At 73.3% G+C, this 17,440-nt stretch carries 15 protein-coding genes; 3 read left to right on the forward strand and 12 right to left on the reverse strand.

The window, feature by feature from the left end; translation table 11 throughout:
- Positions 1–327 precede the first annotated feature (327 nt).
- From ACF1FZ_RS01170 to ACF1FZ_RS01190, 5 genes are all read right to left on the reverse strand, one after another.
- Positions 328–537: a hypothetical protein gene (locus tag ACF1FZ_RS01170; RefSeq protein ID WP_391771293.1), complete on the reverse strand. Its 210-nt coding sequence runs from the start codon at positions 535–537 to the stop codon at positions 328–330.
- Between the two features lie 148 nt (positions 538–685).
- Positions 686–1,726 (reverse strand): hypothetical protein, encoded by a 1,041-nt coding sequence (locus ACF1FZ_RS01175; protein WP_391771294.1) that lies wholly within the window; start codon positions 1,724–1,726, stop codon positions 686–688.
- A gap of 11 nt (positions 1,727–1,737) precedes the next feature.
- Positions 1,738–2,673 carry an N-acetylneuraminate synthase family protein gene (locus tag ACF1FZ_RS01180; RefSeq protein ID WP_391771295.1) on the reverse strand — a complete coding sequence of 312 codons (936 nt, stop codon included), beginning with the start codon at positions 2,671–2,673 and terminating at the stop codon, positions 1,738–1,740.
- A gap of 12 nt (positions 2,674–2,685) precedes the next feature.
- Complete coding sequence (locus tag ACF1FZ_RS01185) at positions 2,686–3,930, reverse strand: cytidylyltransferase domain-containing protein (RefSeq protein ID WP_391771296.1); 1,245 nt, start codon at positions 3,928–3,930, stop codon at positions 2,686–2,688.
- Between the two features lie 20 nt (positions 3,931–3,950).
- Complete coding sequence (locus ACF1FZ_RS01190) at positions 3,951–5,336, reverse strand: DUF6716 putative glycosyltransferase (protein WP_391771297.1); 1,386 nt, start codon at positions 5,334–5,336, stop codon at positions 3,951–3,953.
- Positions 5,337–5,544: 208 nt separating this feature from the next.
- On the opposite strand from ACF1FZ_RS01190, the gene ACF1FZ_RS01195 reads away from it, so the two are divergent.
- On the forward strand, positions 5,545–6,525 hold the full coding sequence (locus ACF1FZ_RS01195; RefSeq protein ID WP_391771298.1) for a glycosyltransferase family 2 protein: 981 nt from the start codon (positions 5,545–5,547) through the stop codon (positions 6,523–6,525).
- Positions 6,522–7,871 (forward strand): hypothetical protein, encoded by a 1,350-nt coding sequence (locus tag ACF1FZ_RS01200; RefSeq protein WP_391771299.1) that lies wholly within the window; start codon positions 6,522–6,524, stop codon positions 7,869–7,871. Before ACF1FZ_RS01195 ends, ACF1FZ_RS01200 begins: the two co-directional genes overlap by 4 nt.
- 29 nt (positions 7,872–7,900) lie before the next feature.
- Here ACF1FZ_RS01200 and ACF1FZ_RS01205 read toward each other — a convergent pair whose 3' ends face one another.
- The 6 genes from ACF1FZ_RS01205 to ACF1FZ_RS01230 all read right to left on the reverse strand — a co-directional run bounded on the left by ACF1FZ_RS01205 (position 7,901) and on the right by ACF1FZ_RS01230 (position 15,992).
- Positions 7,901–8,503, reverse strand: a complete 603-nt coding sequence (locus ACF1FZ_RS01205) for an ALF repeat-containing protein (RefSeq protein WP_391771300.1) — start codon at positions 8,501–8,503, stop codon at positions 7,901–7,903.
- Between the two features lie 249 nt (positions 8,504–8,752).
- Positions 8,753–9,847 carry an acyltransferase gene (locus tag ACF1FZ_RS01210; RefSeq protein WP_391771301.1) on the reverse strand — a complete coding sequence of 365 codons (1,095 nt, stop codon included), beginning with the start codon at positions 9,845–9,847 and terminating at the stop codon, positions 8,753–8,755.
- A 56-nt stretch (positions 9,848–9,903) separates the two neighbouring features.
- The gene (locus ACF1FZ_RS01215) at positions 9,904–12,333 is read right to left on the reverse strand and encodes a polysaccharide pyruvyl transferase family protein (RefSeq protein WP_391771302.1); all 2,430 of its coding nucleotides are present in this window, start codon (positions 12,331–12,333) and stop codon (positions 9,904–9,906) included.
- Positions 12,330–13,619, reverse strand: coding sequence for a hypothetical protein (locus tag ACF1FZ_RS01220; protein WP_391771303.1), 1,290 nt, complete (start codon positions 13,617–13,619; stop codon positions 12,330–12,332). Before ACF1FZ_RS01220 ends, ACF1FZ_RS01215 begins: the two co-directional genes overlap by 4 nt.
- Positions 13,620–13,676: 57 nt before the next feature.
- Complete coding sequence (locus ACF1FZ_RS01225; RefSeq protein ID WP_391771304.1) at positions 13,677–15,023, reverse strand: polysialyltransferase family glycosyltransferase; 1,347 nt, start codon at positions 15,021–15,023, stop codon at positions 13,677–13,679.
- Positions 15,024–15,026: 3 nt separating this feature from the next.
- Positions 15,027–15,992, reverse strand: coding sequence for a glycosyltransferase family 2 protein (locus ACF1FZ_RS01230; RefSeq protein ID WP_391771305.1), 966 nt, complete (start codon positions 15,990–15,992; stop codon positions 15,027–15,029).
- A gap of 315 nt (positions 15,993–16,307) precedes the next feature.
- On the opposite strand from ACF1FZ_RS01230, the gene ACF1FZ_RS01235 reads away from it, so the two are divergent.
- Positions 16,308–16,766, forward strand: coding sequence for a MarR family winged helix-turn-helix transcriptional regulator (locus ACF1FZ_RS01235; protein ID WP_391771306.1), 459 nt, complete (start codon positions 16,308–16,310; stop codon positions 16,764–16,766).
- Between the two features lie 13 nt (positions 16,767–16,779).
- On the opposite strand, the gene leuE is transcribed toward ACF1FZ_RS01235, so the two are convergent.
- Positions 16,780–17,433, reverse strand: a complete 654-nt coding sequence (gene leuE, locus ACF1FZ_RS01240; RefSeq protein WP_391771307.1) for a leucine efflux protein LeuE — start codon at positions 17,431–17,433, stop codon at positions 16,780–16,782.
- Positions 17,434–17,440: the final 7 nt, after the last annotated feature.

Genomic DNA, 17,440 nt, shown 5'->3' on the forward strand with positions numbered 1-17,440 from the left:
GCCCCGTTCGGCGGGTGGTGCGGGAGCCGCGGGCTCGGGGGCGGCCGTCGGGAGGGCCGGGCCAGGGAGACCGGCGTCTCGCGCCGGGTCAGGAAGAACTTCGCCTCCCACCCGCTCGGCAGGGTGTACCGGACCTTCGGCTTCTTCAGGCCGCTGACCTCCCACGCCTTCGCCGTGCGTGTGGAGTCGTCCGAGTCCGTCACCGCGATGACCAGTTTCCCGTCGGCGCTGAACGGACCGGTGCCGGTCCGGGGCATGACGTGGATGCCGCCCGCTGTTCCCGGCGCTCAGGGCCGGCCGGGTCACACCCTTATCTCTCCGCCCGCCTCACCGACCACCAGATACCTGCTGTCCGGGGCCCGGCAGCGGCTCGTACCGTCGGTTGACGGCGACGGTCAGTTCGCTCATGCGTGCGGCGCCACCGCCGCACGGGCGGGCGGCGGTGGCCTGGAGCCGCTGGTCGAGCAGCCGGTAGACGTCGCCCGGTGTCAGCCGCTTCGGGCCGCCCGCGTCCCCCTCCCGCAGAAGCCTGAGCAACTGACCGCTGGACAGGGTGTGCTCCGCGTCCGGTGGGGCGTGCGCCGATGTGCTGCGCGTCGCCGACGCGAGCAGACGGCTGCCGGTGGGCCGAGCGCCGGCATACGGGTCCTCCGTCGCCGTGTGAGGGCCGCCGGCGCCCGCCGCCTCAGCCCTTCGCGACCGCCGTGGCCCGCCACGGTGCCAGCCGCTGCACGTCCCTGGCCGTCTCCGTGACCCCGCTCAGGAAGCCCTCGGCACGCGGGGACGCCGTGTCGCGGAGCCACTCCGGCGCTATGTCGCACACCGCGACCTTCACGCCCGTGCCCGCCAGGGCCAGCGGGAGGGTGTGGACCACCGTGGACGGGAAGCTGAGGACCGTGTGGCCGATGGGGCCTCTGCGGGCGACGAGTTCCAGCGGGAGGTCGGGGCGGACGATCTCCAGGCCGGTGGCGGACTCCAGGGCGTGGAGCTTGTCGGTGGATTCACGGCGGTGGGCGAAGTAGCGGGTCGCGCCGTGGACACGGGCCAGCGAGGCGACCGCCTCCTCGTACGGGACGGGGTCGACCACGCCCGTCTCCACCAGGGAGGTGCCCACCAGGTCGGCGCCCTTGGTGATGAGGGGCGGGCCGAAGCGCTCCCGGGTCCAGGCGAAGGTGTTCGCCGTGACCTCGATGCCCGCGGGGGCCTCCACCGGCATCGCGGTGAACACCTCGACCGTGCGGGACGCCGACGGGATGAAGCTGCGGCGGGCCGCGGAGGTGACCGGGGCCAGCAGCAGCTCGCGCGGACCCCCGCTGCCCCGGCGGTGCCAGCGCACCAGGCGTTCTCCGCGGGCCAGCTGGGCGACGAACTCCATCGTGGCGGTGCCGTCGTCGACGACCGTGACCCGGCGGGTACGGACCAGGCTGAGGAGCAGTTGCACGTACCGGGAGAACGGGTCCCCGATGACGATCCTGTCGGCCTTGCGGATCAGGCCCGTCAGCGCGCGCAGGGCCTTCAGGGGCGCGCCGGTCTCCCCGCGCGCCTCCTGCCAGCGAACGGTGACGCCCTCGTCGCGAGCCAGCTCCGCCATCCTGCGCAGCTGTCCGCGCGACATCGGGTCGACCGGGGGGAGGACGACGACCGTGGTGGCGGGTCCTCCCCGGGTGTGGGTCCACTCCAGGACGTTCAGGAGCTGGACCGGGCTCTCGACGAAGGCGAGGTTCACCGGTCGGCCCGTCAGACCGCGACCGGCTCGGCGGCCGGTGCGTTCTCGCTCTCGGCGACGACGCCCGCGACCCGGCGGAGCTTCTTCATCGGGCCGAGCTCCGACTCGTACACCTTCTTGACCCCGTCGCCGAGCGACGCCTCGATGGTGCGGATGTCGCGGACCAGACGCGTGAGGCCCTGCGGTTCGACGGAGGCGGCCTGGTCGGAGCCCCACATGGCGCGGTCCAGGGTGATGTGGCGCTCGACGAACGCGGCCCCCAGCGCGACGGCGGCGAGGGTCGTCTGCAGGCCGGTCTCGTGGCCGCTGTAGCCGATCGGGACGTTCGGGTACTCCTGCTGCAGGGTGTTGATGACCCGCAGGTTGAGTTCCTCGGCCTTCGCCGGGTACGTCGAAGTGGCGTGGCAGAGCAGGATGTTGTCGCTGCCGAGGACCTCGACCGCGTGGCGGATCTGCTTCGGCGTCGACATGCCGGTGGAGAGGATGACGGTGCGGCCGGTGGCGCGCAGCGCGCGGAGCAGTTCGTCGTCCGTGAGCGAGGCGGAGGCGACCTTGTGCGCGGGGACGTCGAACTTCTCCAGGAAGGCGACGGCCTCGGTGTCCCACGGGGAGGCGAACCAGTCGATGCCGCGCTCGGCGCAGTGCTCGGCGATGGCGGTGTACTCGGCCTCGCCGAACTCGACACGGTGGCGGTAGTCGATGTACGTCATCCGGCCCCAGGGGGTGTCGCGCTCGATGTCCCACTGGTCGCGCGGGGTGCAGATCTCCGGGGTGCGCTTCTGGAACTTGACCGCGTCGCAGCCGGCGTCCGCGGCCACGTCGATCAGCGCGAGGGCGTTGTCGAGGTCGCCGTTGTGGTTGATGCCGATCTCGCCGGTGACGTAGACGGGGTGGCCCGGGCCGGCGGTGCGGGTGCCGAAGGTGCGCAGGCGGGAGGTGTTGCTCATGGTGGTGCTTCCTTACTCGGTGGGGGTACCGGGGGTTTCGGTGGAGAGAGTGAGGGTGGGGCCCAGCAGCCAGGCCGCGATCTCGCGGATGGCGCCGGAGCCGCCGGGGCTGGTGGTCACGGCCCGCGCGGCGGCGCGTACCGGGTCGTGGGCGCTCGCGACGGCGACGGGCCAGCCCGCCAGGCCGAAGCAGGCCAGGTCGTTGACGTCGTTGCCGACGTAGAGCACGCGGTCGGGAGCGATGGACTGCTCCTCGCACCACTGCTTGAGTGCCAGGTCCTTGCGGTCGATGCCGTGCAGGACGGGGACCTGGAGCTTGCGGGCGCGGGCGGCGACGACCGGGTTCTGCTCCGTGGAGAGGATCAGGACCGGTACGCCGGCCCGGCGCAGGGCGGCGATGCCGAGGCCGTCGCCGCGGTGCACGGCGACGGTCTCGCGGCCGTCGGAGTCGATGAGGACGCGGTCGTCGGTCTGTGTGCCGTCGAAGTCGAGGACGACGGCGTCGACCTCCGCCCGGGTGGGCAGCGGGGACGGGTCCAGGAGCGGCGCGAGGGCGCGGGCGCGGGCCAGGTCGTGCGGGTCGTCGATCTCCAGGACCCGGGCGGGATCGGTCGGTACGAGCGCCGTGTGGCCGAAGAAGCGGTGCCGGTGGATGCGGAAGCCCTCGACGTCCATGGCGTACGCGGCGCCGGTCTCCAGGTGGTCCTGGGGCCGGTCCTGGCGGCGGGGGCGTACGGCCTTGTCGTGGTTGACGCCGTAGGTGCCGTCCTCGACGGCGCTGCCGTCGCGCCACACGAAGCCGTGGAAGGGGGCCACGGTGACGGCGGTGTCCGCGCCACCGCGGGCGACCGCGGCGGCGACGCCGTCTATGTCGTCCCGGGTGATGAAGGGGCTCGTGCACTGGACCAGGAGCACGACGTCGGCCTTCCGGCCGTGCGCCGTCGCCTCGTAGGAGTGCAGCGCGTGCAGGACCGCGTCCTCGCTGGTCGCCGTGTCACCGGCGATGGCGGCGGGACGCTGCACGCAGAGCAGCCGGTCGTCCTCCCCCAGTGCCTCCGCCGCGGTCCTGGCCGCGGCGGCGATGGCCGGGTCGTCGGTGGTGACGACGACGTCCGTGACCTCGGGCGAGGCGAGGCAGGCACGGACGGCGCGGGCGACGAGCGGTACGCCGCCGACGCGCGCGAGGTTCTTCGCGGGCACGCCCTTGGATCCACCGCGGGCGGGGATCACGGCGAGCACGGTGGGGGGCGGGGTCATGGTCGCTCCTGAATCGGTGGTCACAGCTCGCCCATCCGCCGGATCACGGGGGCGACCCGCTGGACGCCGTGGCGGTAGGCACCGCGCGCCGCGTTGCGCACGGTTTCGCGGACCGCGCCCCGGACCCGGCCCGGCTCCCTGGAGGTGACGGCGCCCGGCAGCGGGCGGCCGTCGGGGGCCAGGTGGTAGCGGGCGAGGATGCCGGGGAGGTATCCGGGTGCGGTGGCGGGCGTGTAGTAGGGAGCGGGAGGGGGGAGCGGTCCGGCGGCGAGCAGCGCTGCGACCCGGGCGCGGGCCGTGTCGTAGGCCGTCCCGTAGGTGCCGTCGGCGGCGACGCCCTGACCTGCGAGCCACTCCTCGTCGGGCTCGGGGCGCAGGCCGCCGTCGAGGTGGTCCCAGGACGTGATCAGTCCGGAGCCGATGAAGTGGTGGTTGCCGAGTGCCTCACGGACGCCGAGGTCGGAGAGGATCGCGGTCGGGATCCGCCGGTGCAGGGACTCCAGCGCGGCGGTCGAGGACACGGTGACCAGCAGGTCGGTGCGGTCCAGGACCTCGCCCATGTGCCCGTAGACGAGGCGGAAGTTGGGCGGGAGGCCCCCGGGGACCCGCTCCGCGAGCCGCTGGTAGGGCAGTTCCTCGATGTGCGTGGTGTGTTCGCCCGGCTTGGAGCGCAGCTTCAGCAGCACCTCGCGGCGGGGGTGCAACCGGGCGTGCTCGACGAGCCGGCGCAGCAGGTACATGCGGTCCGCGCGGGAGGCCGGCACGGAGGGCTGGGCGGCGAACACGACGGTGTCGCGGCCCTCCTGGGCCCGGTGCGGCTCCCCGCCGAGGAACGGCAGGGCGGCCTCCGTGACGGAGGACGTGTCGGCGCCGACACCTTCGTAGACCGCACGGAAGCGCTCCCCGTCGTGACGGGAGTTGGCGAGGACGACGTCCGCGCCGTGGCGCAGCAGGAGACCGTCGGCGAGCTTCTCGTAGACGACCCCGACATAGCCGGTGACGACGACGGGCCTGCGGGGCAGGTCCAGTGCGGCCAGACCGTGGATCATCGCCTGGACGGCGCCGCCGACGAGGGCGAGCACCACGACGTCGTAGGCCTCGTCCCGCACCGTGTGCAGGAATTCGACGGTGGTCACCTCGCGCACCCGGCCGGTGCCGATCCCCACCTCGCCGACTTCGGCGAGCTGGCGGGGTGTCGGGGTGGCCCGGCCGCGCAGCAGCAGCCCGCTGATCTCGACGGGGCGCTCCGCCGCGCCGGTCTCCGAGGTTCCGGAGAGGCGGCGCGCGGTGAGCGCGCCCCATTTCCACCGGGTGTCGGAGTCGGCGAGCACGGCTATGCGGAGCGCCGCACGGTCGGCTGCGTGGGTGGCGGCCGGAGCGGCCGTGTCATCGGTACGAGGGGGCACGTCGTAAAAGCTAGGAAGCCATTTCGATCCGCGGCCCAACGCGGTGGCAACAGATGGTTAACAGCCGGTCGACGGTTGGGTGTCCGGCCCGACGGCGGATAAACCCGGCTCCGGATACGGGCGGGTTCACTTTTCCGCCGCCCGTCGTTCACTTTCCGTACGGGCAGGGGTCAGGGCGAATGCCGGGGCCGCCCCTAGCGTGACGCGGGTGGTCAAGCTCTCCGTCATCGTGCCGTTCTACAACGTCCAGGCATACGCCCCCGACACCCTCGCAAGCCTGCGGGCCAACACCCGTGAGGACTTCGAGTTCGTCCTCGTCGACGACTGCTCGACCGACGGGACGCCGGATCTCCTGCGCCGGGCCCAGGAGGACATCGAGGGGGTGGTGGTCCACAGACACGAGCGCAACGCCGGTCTGGCCACGGCCCGCAACACCGGTCTGGACGCCGCCCGCGGCGAGTACATCGCCTTCCTGGACGGCGACGACTGGCTCGCGCCCGGCCACTACGCCCGCCTGCTCGCCCTGACCGAGGCCCTGGGCTGCTCTTTCGTGCGTACGGACCATGTCCAGGTCTCCGGCACCTCCCGCACGGTGCGCCGTGTCCCGCACGGTCTGCGGGGCGTGGTGAGCGACCCCCGGGACGCGATCCTGCCCGCCGGCCGGACGACTTCGGTCGATTACGCGTTCGCCTGGGCGGGGCTCTACCACCGCAGCCTGCTGGACCGGGGGCTGCTGCATTTCACCGACGGACTGCGCACCGCCGAGGACCGGCCGTGGATCTGGCGGCTGCACCGGGAGGCGGATTCCTTCGCGGTCCTGGGAACGCTCGGCCATTTCTACCGGCGAGGGGTCGCGTCGTCCCTCACCCAGATCGGTGACGAACGCCAGCTGGATTTCATTCGCGCCTACGGCCAGGTGATGTCAGAAACCGCTGCGGACCGTGATTCCGCCCTGTTGATGCCGAAAGCGGTGCGGACGTATTGCGCGGTCATTTCCCACCACATCGGATCGATCGATAAATTCGAACCGCCCGTCGCCCGCACCCTCAGATCGCTCGCCGCGGCAGCACTCGGAAGCATGCCCCGGCGTGTGCTCGACGACGTCCTGGACTCCATGGACACCGAACGGGCGACCGTGCTGCGCGGGCTGCGCCGCCGGTCCGCCACCCAGGGGGCGGCTGCCGCGTGACCACTCAGCTCTTCGTCGCCTCCGGCCTCCACGGCACGGCCGTGCTCGCCGCGGCACTCGACTCCGGCTGCTTCGCGGAGTCCGGCCGCCGCATCCTGCTGCTCTGTGACACCGCGGCGGTGCCCGAGGCGGCGGCCCCGGCCGACGCCGTGCCCGGGTTCGGACGGCTGCGCACCCGGTTCGACGAGGTGCTCTCGTGGAACGACGCCGTCTTCCCCCTGCACCCGGGCACCTGGGCCCCCCGCGCCGACGACGTGCCCCTGTGGGAACGCCACCTGCGACGCGCATGGGGCCTCGGGGACGAGGAGGTGGAACTCGTCCTGGAATCACCGCACACCGGCCCCGCCCTGGCCGTGGCCCAGATCTTCACCGGCGGACCGGTGACCGTGTACACGGACGGCCTGGCCGGTTACGGCCCGACCGCGGGAAAGATCCCGCCGCTGATCGGCACCCGTGTCCGGCACGTGCTCCACCCCGACCTGCTCCCCGGCCTGGAGCCGCTGCTGCTGGGGGAGTTCGGTGCCGTCCCCCGCCCCCTGCCCACTCCGGCCCTCTTGCGGGTCTTCGGTGAACTGGAGGACGCGGCACCGGAGTTCGAGGCACCCGAGGGTGCGGCGGTCCTGCTCCTCCCCGAGCCGGGCGTGCTCCCCGCCGCCGAGGAGGAGGACCTCCGCCTGCGGATGATCCGCGGCACGGCCGCCCTGGGCCACACCCACCTGGTCCTCCAGCCCTCCCCCCGCGACCCCGCGCCCGCCGCCCCGGCCCTGCGGACGGAGGCCGCACGCCTCGGCGTGGAGCTGACGGTCCCGGACTCCGGTCTGCCCGGCGCCCCGGTCCCGGCCGAGGTCCTCTACGAGCGGCTGCGCCCCGCGCTCGTCGTCGGCTGCTCCTCGACGGCGCTGATCGGTGCGGCGGTCCACTACGGCCTGCCGGTGGCCAAGGCGGGGACCGGGGCCCTCCTGGAGCGCCTCACCCCGTACGAGAACCCGGCGAGGATCCCGGTCACGATCGTCGACGCCCTGCTGCCGGACCTCGCCGGACCCGCCGCCGCACCGGGCCCGCCCCCGTTGACCGGGGCCGCGGTGGCCGAAGCCCTCGACGGCCTGCTGCCGGCGGTCGCCTTCGCCATGCAGCCGCGCGTCCGGCCGGATCTGCGCCCGGCGGCCGAGCGCTACCTCTCCACCCGTCTGAACGCCCGTACCTGGCGCTACTTCAAGCGCCGCCGCCTGGGCTCACTGGCCCTCCCCGGTGTCCTCCCCGCCCGTCTCGCCTTCGTGCGGCGCAACGCCACCCTGCGCCGGCTGGCCCGGCGGGCGCGGTCGCTGAAGCGGGCAGCCGGGGGCTGAGGCGGCGTGGGGGCGCGGGCGCCAGGGAGTCACACCTCGTACTGTCCCACTTCGACGAAGTGGCGCAGCGCCTCCCGGGAACCGTCCTCCAGCACGGCGATCGCCGCCGCGCGCAGGGCTTCGCCGGTCCCGGGGGCGGCCAGGACCGTGAAGACCGCCACGCGGTCGTCCACCTCCTGCGCGTCATGGCGCCCGGTCTCCAGGAAGTACCGCAGCGCCTCCGCCGTACCGGCTTCGAGCGCCTTCACGGCCGCCTCATGAACCGTCCGGCCGGTGCCGGGGTCACCCAGGACCGTGAACACCGCCACGCGGTCGTCCGTCACCTGGGCGATCCCGCGTCCGGTCTCCAGGAAGTGGCGCAGCGCCTCCGCCGTACCGGTCTCCAGCGCCTTCACCGCCTCCTCGCGCACGGTGGGGCCCGTGCCGGGGTCACCCAGGACCGTGAAGACCTCGACCCGGAGCTCGGTCAGCGTCATGGAGTCGTACGGGGAGTCCGAGCCGGACGCCGTCTTCGCCACCGACGCGGTGACGGGCGACGGGACCGTGTCCGCGGCGAACGAGGGAGCGGCGAACAGAAGGGCCGGAGCGAGGGCTCCTGCGGTCACGGCCAGTACCGCGCGGGTCGGTCTCATGGGAAAACACACCTCGGGTCGATGAGTGGTCGGCGGGTCCGGAGACCGGGGCCGCGTCGCGTGGTTCCCGGACCGGTATCAGGTCCTGGGCGCGGCCGCCTCCCCGGGCGGTCGCATCGTCCCCCCTGCGGGGTCCCGGCTCACTGCCCGGCCCGAGCAGTCTTCACCGTGCCCACGTTGCCGACATGACGCGCCCACCGGCGGACGGCACCGGAGCAGGCCCGCCGCGCGGACCTCCGCCGCCGGCCCTCAGCCGAGCAGCCGTGTGAAGCCCAGCCGGGTCCACAGCAGGGCCGCACCGAAGGAGAGCGCGGTCGTGGCGGCGGTGACGGCGAGCACCAGGGCCGCCGCCGCGGGCAGGGCGAGATCGGCGTCGGCCAGTACGTCGGTGAGGACCCCCAGCACCAGCACATGGATCATGTACGCGCCGAACGAGGCGCCCGCCAGCCGGGTCAGGGCCGGTCGCAGGCGGTCCGGGACGCGCAGGCGGTGCAGGGAGAGCAGCACACCCGCACTGAACAGGGCCACCAGGACGCTTGCGTACGGGATCGCGTAGTGCACCTCGTGCTGGTACGCGATGACCGCGGCCAGGAAGGCGCAGGCCGGGAGCAGCCACCACAGGCTACGCCTGCCGAACGTACCGGCGGGCAGGGCGAGGAGCAGGGCTCCGAGGACCGCGTAGACCAGCTGGTACGGACCGAAGCCCCATCCGAGACGCGGCAGTTCCAGGTCCGTGACCCTGGCCAGGTCGCCGGACAGGGACGGAGCCGCCCCCAGTACGAGCAGGGCGATGCCGAGGCCCCAGGGGCGCTTGCCCGCCTTCACCAGGCCGGCGAAGGCCAGGAGCATGATCACGGGGATGTAGGCGTACAGGTACCAGAGGTGGTAGGCCGGGCGCACCGAGGCGAACACGGCGTCGAGCGCCAGCTCACCGGCCGGTGCGTCGTTGGTGCCGCGCAGCCGGCCCCATGCCACGTAGAGCACCGTCCATACCGCGAGCGGCACCAGGATCCGGACGATCCGCTGCCACAGCTGCCGGCCGTCGCGGACCGGGGCGCCGACGAGGACGACCCATCCGGCGATCGCGAAGAACAGCGGTACGGCGAACCGGCCCGCCGAGTCCGCCACCAGTCCCGCCCAGTAGGTGCCGGGGCCGTTCGCGGCCTCACGGCCCGCCGTGTTCACGAAGGCGGAGCCCGTGTGGCAGAGGATCACGCCGACGGAGCAGAGCAGCCGGACCAGGTCGATGTCGTACCGGTGTTCGCGGTGCGTGCGGGGTCCGGGGGCGGGCTGCGGGGCTTGCGCGGAAGCAGGTGAGCCGGCCCGGGAGACAGAGGAAGGCATGGTCCTCGAAGGCTATGGACGGGCGGGCCCCGGGTGAACTCCGGTCAGGTGAACAGTCACTTCGTCCGGGTGTCGGGCAGGTGAAGGCCCCGTGCCGGGCCGGCGGCACGCGGACCCGGGGGGAACGGATCCGGCAGCCCGAAGAGCTTCTGGAGTCCGGTGAGATTGGCCCGGGTGACCGACCACAGGTGCTCCTGCCGCCCGTGTACGTCGGCCACGGCCGCCCGGTGGTCGTCCAGCACGCCGGCCGCCCGCTCGGCGAGACGGGTGCCCAGCGACCGGTCGTGGACGGAGAGGCCCCACTCGGGGCGGTCGATGTCGGAGAGGAAGTAGGCGAGCTTGGGGTGGGAGACCAGGCTGATGATCGGAGTGCCACAGCCGAAGGGGATCATCCCCGCGTGCCCGCGCATGCCGATCACCAGGCGCGTACGCCGGTAGAGCTCGCGGATGCGGTCGTTGGAGAACAGGTACAGCGGCTCCACCGGGAGCGTCGTTCCGTGTGCCCGGCGCAGATCGTGGACGAACTTCTCGTCGGCCGGCATATGGGCCGCGTAACGGACCTCGGCGCGCTCGCCGATGGAGCGTACGGCGGCTGCCGTCTCGGCCAGGAAGTGGCCGTAGTCATGGCCGAAGCGCAGACCGGCACGGTCGTAGGCGCAGTTGATCAGCACGGTGTCGTCCCGGACCGCGCCGTCGTCCGGGCCGGGGCCGAGGTGACGGGCCACGGTCGTGGGACAGGGCTGGTAGCGCACCCGGTCCCGCAGTTCCCGCGGCAGCAGCTCCCTGACCCGGTCCACGGAACCCTGGTTGCGCAGTCCGAAGAAGGACGACTGCCCGACCAGGGCACGCAGGCTCGCCGCGAAGCGCTCCCGGCGGTAGCGCTGGCCGTCGAAGACGTTGTACCCGACCGCGAAGACGGCGAGCGGCGCGGTGATCCGGGCCAGCACGTCGTCGGGGATGTTCCACTGCCAGCCGCTGTTGCCGTTGGGCGCGGTGTCCGGGAGGAAGAGCCCGCCCCCGCCGACGACGATGCCGCGGCGGGCGTTCAGCTCCTCCAGCGCGGGCCCGTCGACCAGCCGGTGCACGGACCGCTCGTGCCAGCGGGCGGGTCCGGTGTCGGAGCCGAAGCACATCCGCACGGCTTCGGGGAGGACCTTGTCTCCCGCGTTCTCCTGGCCGTCGGCGAACAGGGCCACGTGGGCCAGCTGTTCACCGGCGGGTACGGGTTCCGCGGCCCGGACGCCGGCCGCGGCGGGACGGGTACGGACGTACCAGGCGTGGCAGTTGCCGTCGGCGGGGTCGGCGTCGAGCCCCTCCCGGGCGTAGGCGTGGGCGTCGGCGTCCCGGCCCAGCAGCCAGGCGAGCCGGGCGAGCTGGCCGTAGGCGCGGGCGGCGAAGTCCGGGGACACGGTGGCCAGGAGGAGATGGGCCTCGGCCTCCTCGTAACGGGACAGGGCCATCAGGCTGATGCCGAGCGTCTCGTGACAGCGCGGCAGATCGGGCCGGTCCGCCACGGCGGCGGTCAGCAGGGCGACGGCCTCGTCGTAGCGGCCTTGCTGCCGGTGCACCTCGGCGACCTGGCGGACCAGGTCCACCGGCGCACGCCTCCCTTCGGGGAACGGCAGGGCGCAGTGCAGGAGCAGTTCGGGGTGTTTGGGGCCCGGGAGGGCGCAATAGGCGGCGCGGAACGCCTCGTCGTCCATCTCGTAACGCTCGCGCGCCTCACGCGCCGGGGCGGACGGGGCCTGGTCCTCTCCGACGCCGTCCTCTCCGAAGTGAAGGACGACGGTGCTCGCGGGTACGGGGGCGTCGTCGTACAGCCGACCGGCCGGGAAGTCGTAGCGGGAGCCGAGCGGTTCGAGGAGGCCCGCCTCCGTCAGCGCACGGTGCACCGTGGACGCGCCCCCCTCGGCCGGCGTGCCGGGCACGGTGTCCGTCACGTCCTGCCGCTGGATGACGAGCAGTCCGTCGTCCCGCACGGTCCGTCCGCCGCCGGGGCCGGGCTGCGGCACGGCGGCCACCCCGGTGCGGAGGGCGAGCAGCGGCGTGAGGGAGCCGAGGACGACCATGCCGGGGCCGAGGACGATGACGGTGTCGTAACCGGGGGTCCGGAAGGCGTCGAGGCGGCCGGCCGCCGTGCGCGGGACGATGCGCGGGTGCAGCCGCCGGGCGGCGTCGAAAGCGGAGTCGGGCAGTCCGGGGTGCAGGAGGAGGAAGTCCTCGCAGACGGCCGGATCGTTCAGGACGAGGCTGCGCAGCAGCACCAGGAGACCGGGCATCCGGTCCTCGTCGGCGTACGCCGCGAAGGCGATCCTCCGCCTGCCTGTGACGGCGCGCCGGTCGTCGGCGTCGGGCCGGTCGGACACGGCGGGCGGCCCGGGCGCGGTAGCGGGGTCTGCGGGCCCGCTGCCGGCGGCCGGATCGGCCGGCCCTCGGCCGGCGGGCCCGGTCCGTGTGCCGGCGGCGGGTCCGGCGGGGGTCTTCATCGGAGCGCGGTCCTCATCTCGGTCTCGTCCTCGTGTGTCGCGCGGGCGGCGACCCACTCCCGCTCGCGCGGCTGCAACTGCCCCGGCAGTCCGAAGCCGATGAGGTCCAGGCGGCCGGCCGTGTCCAGGAAGTCCAGGAGCCGGAGCACGGTGAACGCGGTACCGGGCCGCGGTCCCCAGCCGTCTTCGCCGAGCAGCGCGGGATCGTCCAGAGGATGCCGGAGCGAGGCGTCGCCGATGTGGTCCTGCGCCCCGGCGACCAGGCGGGCGCGCAGCGAGCGTCGCCAGTGGGAGGGCGGATCGCCGAAGACCAGCCGGGTGCTCGCCCTGCGGTCCCAGGCAGGGCCCGTCCACGGGGCGTCCCCCCGCAGGGTGACCGCGTGCAGGTCGGTGCGCCGGGCGCCGGACGGAAGGGCGTCGCAGCGCACCACCAGGTCGTACCCGCCGATCAGCGCGCCGAGCGTGCTGCCCGGGTCCCGTTCCTCGTCGGCGATCCGGGCCGCGCCCGCGACCAGGCAGACCGAGCGGCCGGTGATCAGACGACGCAACCCGGGCACCCCGAGCGGCTCCACCCCGCCGAGCAGGGGATCGGCCGCCCTGCCCCGGTCCAGCAGCCGGCGATGGGCGGCGTACAGGGTGGTGAGGCGGCGGACGGCCGGGTCGGCCATGCCTCCGCCTTCGGCGGTCCGCCGGCGTACGGCCTCGGCGAAGGCGGTGCGCACCTGTCCCGCGGGGGCGTCGTGCAGCGCCCGCAGGGCGGCGGCGTCCTCGCCGGGTAGCAGTCCCGCGGCCTCGTCCAGGCAGGCGCGGAGGTCCTTCAGGACGGCGATCCGGCGTGTGACGTCCTCGGCCGGCGCCGGGTTCTGCTGGAGCGCCAGATGCCGTTCATAGGCCTGTACCGCCTCCTCGCGGCGCCCCAGGGCGTCCAGCGCGCTGCCGCGCAGCCGCCACGCGCCCTTGGACCTGGCCCGCAGCCCGGTGGCCTCGACGGCGATGTCCAGCGCGAGTCGCGTCTCCGCCTCTCCCCCGGCCTCCAGGGCGCACCACCCGGTGCGGAGCAGGGCGTCGAACAGCTCGTCACCGCCGGTCCCGCAGGCGGCGGTGAGGCCGCCGACGGCGGAGACGAGCCGGGTCTGCCGTGCGTCGTTCACGGGGCCGTTCGCGGCGAGGCCCGCGAGGTAGTCGCCGCAGAGACGCAGGGCGGTTGTGGGCGCCGGACGCGCCGCACCGCCCTGCCCGGATCTCGCCCGCACTGCCTTGAGCAGCCCGGTGAGGGTCTGGCCCATTCTCGTTCCGCCGTTCCGTCATCAGTGGCCGGCCGGGGCGCGTGCCCCGGCGCCGGGTCAGAGGCCCAGGCTGCTGCGGGTGCGCCGTACGGTGCGGCGCAGCCTGATCGCCGCTCCTCGCGGGCCGCCGCCGGGCAGGGTGAGTTTCTGCAGGCGGCGTCGCTTGAAGTAGTGCTGCGTACCGCTGTCGAGGTGGTCCCGCAGCCAGGGCTCGGCCTCGGCGCGCAGCGTGGGGTGGAGCCCGGACTGCATGCAGTAGCCGACCGTCCGGACCAGCGGGCCGAGGGTGTCCGGGGCCGTGGCCGGCAGCTCGGGCACTGTCTCGCCGTGCTGCTCCTCCAGGTCGGGCACCAGATGGTCGACGATCGTCAGCGGGATGCGGTTGCTGTTCTCGTACGGGGTGATCCGGTCCAGGACGAGACGGGTGCCGACCCGGGCGACCGGGACGCCGTAGTACGCGGCGGCGGTGAACATCGCGGTCGAGAAGCAGCCGACGACGAGTGCGGGCGCGCACCGCTCGTAGAGGGTCTCGGCGAGCAGCGGACTGTCCAGTGTGGTCAGCCGCACCCCCAGCGCGGCGGCTGCGTCGTCGAGCGCCCTGGAGTAGCGGGCCGGTGCGGTGGGGTGGGGCTTGAAGAGGACGGAGGTGTGGCCGAGCCGCGCCGCGCCGCGCAGCATGCGCAGGTGCAGGTCCTCCTCCTCCTCGGCCGTGAGGATGCCGAGCGCCGCGAGGTACTGCCCCAGGAGCACGGCTGTGGGGGCCTCGGACTCGGCCTCCGCGAGCCGGCGGTCGCCGTCCGCCGCTCCGGCGATCTCGCCGAGGACCTTGCGGAAGGCGTCGTTCGGCACGAGTTCGGGCTCGACGCCGGCCTCGGCGAGGAGGAGCGGACGCAGTCCCGGTACGAGATCCAGGTGGAGCACCCGCTGGATGCGGCAGGCGATGGACCGCGGCACCTTGTTGCGGGTCGGACCGTAGCTCATCAGGCCGTCCGCGTAGACGTGCACGGCGCTCTCGGAGAAGATCGCGGCCAGTGCGCGGGCCGGATTGACCTGGATGGACTCGACGGCGAGGTCGACGGGTGCGTCGGGATGGACGCCCCAGGCGAGGCGGAAGGCGCGCTGCCAGAGTTCGGTCTCCTCGGCGCGCGGTCCCCAGCCGCTCGGGTGGTGCGGGCTGATGGCGTCGTTCCAGTCGACGACGGAGTCGAAACGGGCGGCGAGGCCGCCGTAGCCGCGCATCTCCTCCAGCCGGAGGGCCGTTTCGGGGATCGCCGCGTTGTTGGAGACGAGCAGGACGCGGTGGCTGTCCTGCCCCGGTCCGAACTGGCCGGCGTCGAGCGCCGCCGCGAGCGTGGCCGCCCCGTAGAGGGTCGACACCTGGAAGATCTGGGTGCGCGTGGGCATGGGTCAGGCGGCCTTCTGCTTGTCACGCAGGCGGTTGAGCAGGGTGCTGCGCCTGGTGTCCATCATCGTCAGGGTGTGGTCGAGCACCTGCTGCGGCATGCGGTGCAGTGCGGCTGCCGACTCGTGGCGCAGCCGCCGGAAGGTCGGGGGGTCGTACGCGTCCGCCTTCTCGTTGTGGAAGGCGATCATCGCGCAGTAGGTGCGGACCGCTTTGGGGAGGAGGAGGTCCGCGTCCGGGTCCGCGCGGATCTCGTCGAGCAGCGTGTCGTAGGCGGGGAAGAAGTCCAGCTGACGCGAGTCCTTGATCTGCGTCAGGGACGTGGTGACACCGCGCCGGTAGAAGACGCCGTACAGATTCAGCGCCGCGTAGGTACGGGCCCTCAGGTGCAGCTGCCAGATCCACAGCCGGTCCTCGGCGGTGCGCAGCCGGGTGGTGAAGCGGTGCCCGCCGTCCTCGAAGAGCCGCCGGTGGTAGACGCCCGCCCACACGAAGGGGTAGTCGACCATCGTCTCCCATCCGGGAGCCGCTATGCCCTCGCGCGGGTCCAGCACCGTGTCGCGGAGCCGGGCGGGCGCGCGCCGCACGACCCGGCTGGTCCCCGTGGCCTGGACGTGGTCGGTGCGGGCGAAGTCGCAGTCCAGGACGGTGGCGGCGTGCAGCAGCCGGCCCAGGTGGCCGGGGGCGTACCAGTCGTCGCCGTCGAGGAAGGTGACGAAGTCGCCCCGGGCCGCGTCGATGCCGCTGTTGCGGGCCGCCGCGATGCCGACGTTCTTCTCGTGCCGGATGACCTCGGCGTGCGGAAGCCTGTCGGCCCAGCGGTCGACGACGGCCGGTGTCTCGTCCGTGGAGCAGTCGTCGACCAGCAGGAACTCGATGTCCGGGCCCGCGTTACGGGCAAGACTGCCCAGCGTCGTGTCGGCGAAGGCGCCGACATTGTGGAACGGAACGACAACGGACAGTTTCGGCACGCGGACCCTCGCCTTCGATCATGGTCCGCACACGCTAGTGACGCGGGTGAAGGGGCGGATGTCGCCCGGCCCGACGAAGGGTGAACTCTGGGCGTCATCGGGGTGGCCCGCGCCGGGGAGTCCGCGCCACGGTGCCCCGCACCGCGCGCCTCGATCCCCGCCCCGGCGGTCCGCGGGCCGTCCTCGAAGCGCTCGCCGTAGCGGGTGCCGGGGCCGGAGTCCGCGTCGGCCGCGGAGCGGAGGCGGGCGGGTGCCGAGCGCGCCGGCCCGGCGGGCCTTGACCTCGACTTCGCTTGAGGTCCTACGGTCCAGGACATGGACTACTCACATGACGACGCAGGACTGGCGCGGCAGCCCATCGGCTACTGGAGCTGGGCGGCCCACGAAGCGACCGTGACCCACATCCGGGCCGCACTGGCCGAACACGGCCTGACCCAGCCCCCCTGGTGGGTCCTCAACCAGCTCGTCGACGCGGACGAACTCGGCCGTCCGCGCGCCGAGGTGGTCGCGACGCTCCGCGGCTACCTGAACGTCGGCGACGCGCTGGAGCCCGAGATCGACGCCCTCGTCGCCCAGGGCCTGGTCACCCAGGACCCGTCCGCCCGTCTGCGGCTGACCGCCGGGGGACACGCGCTGCGCACCGAGGCGTTCGAACGGGTGAGCAGGGCGAGTGCGGAGATCCACGCCGGAATCCCGGACGAGGAGTTCGTCGCCGCCCTCAAGGTCCTCCAGCGGATGATCCACAACGTGGGCGGCAAGGCCTGGCACCACTGAGACCCCTGGGGCCTCAGCTGACCGACAGCTTCGCAGCGAACCCCAGGAACAGCACACCCGCCGCCGACGTGGCCCCCGCCGACAGCCGCTTGCGGCGGCGGAAGACGGCGGCCAGACGGGTGCCGCCGAATATGAGCGCCGAAAGATAGAGGAAGCTGCCGAGCTGCAGCAGCGTGCCCAGCAGCAGGAAGGACAGCCCCGGATAGGCGTAGCCCGGATCGACGAACTGCACGAAGAAGGAGATGAGGAACAGGATCAGCTTGGGATTGAACAGGCTGACCACGAGCGCACGACGGTAGGGCCGCTCCGCCTCCGTGGCGGGCGCTCCGCCCTCGTCCGCCAGATCGGCCATCCGCTGGTGCCGCTCGCGCCACATCGACACGGCCGTCCGCATCATCCCGATCGCCAGCCAGGTCAGATAGCCCGCACCGGCGAACTTGACGACGGCGAAGAGCAGGGGCGTCGTCTGCAGCAGGGAAGCGGCGCCCAGCGCGGACAGCGTCATCAGGATCGTGTCCCCGGTCCACACACCGGCGGCGGCCACATAGCCGGCGCGCACCCCGCGTCTGGCGGCGACGGAGAGCACGTACAGCGAATTGGGCCCCGGCAGAAGAATGATCAGCACCAGGCCGGCGAGATAGGTCGGAAGGTCGGTGACACCCAGCATGGGCGGA

The sequence above is a fragment of the Streptomyces sp. NPDC014623 genome (assembly GCF_043088245.1).
In the GTDB taxonomy this organism is placed as follows: domain Bacteria; phylum Actinomycetota; class Actinomycetes; order Streptomycetales; family Streptomycetaceae; genus Streptomyces.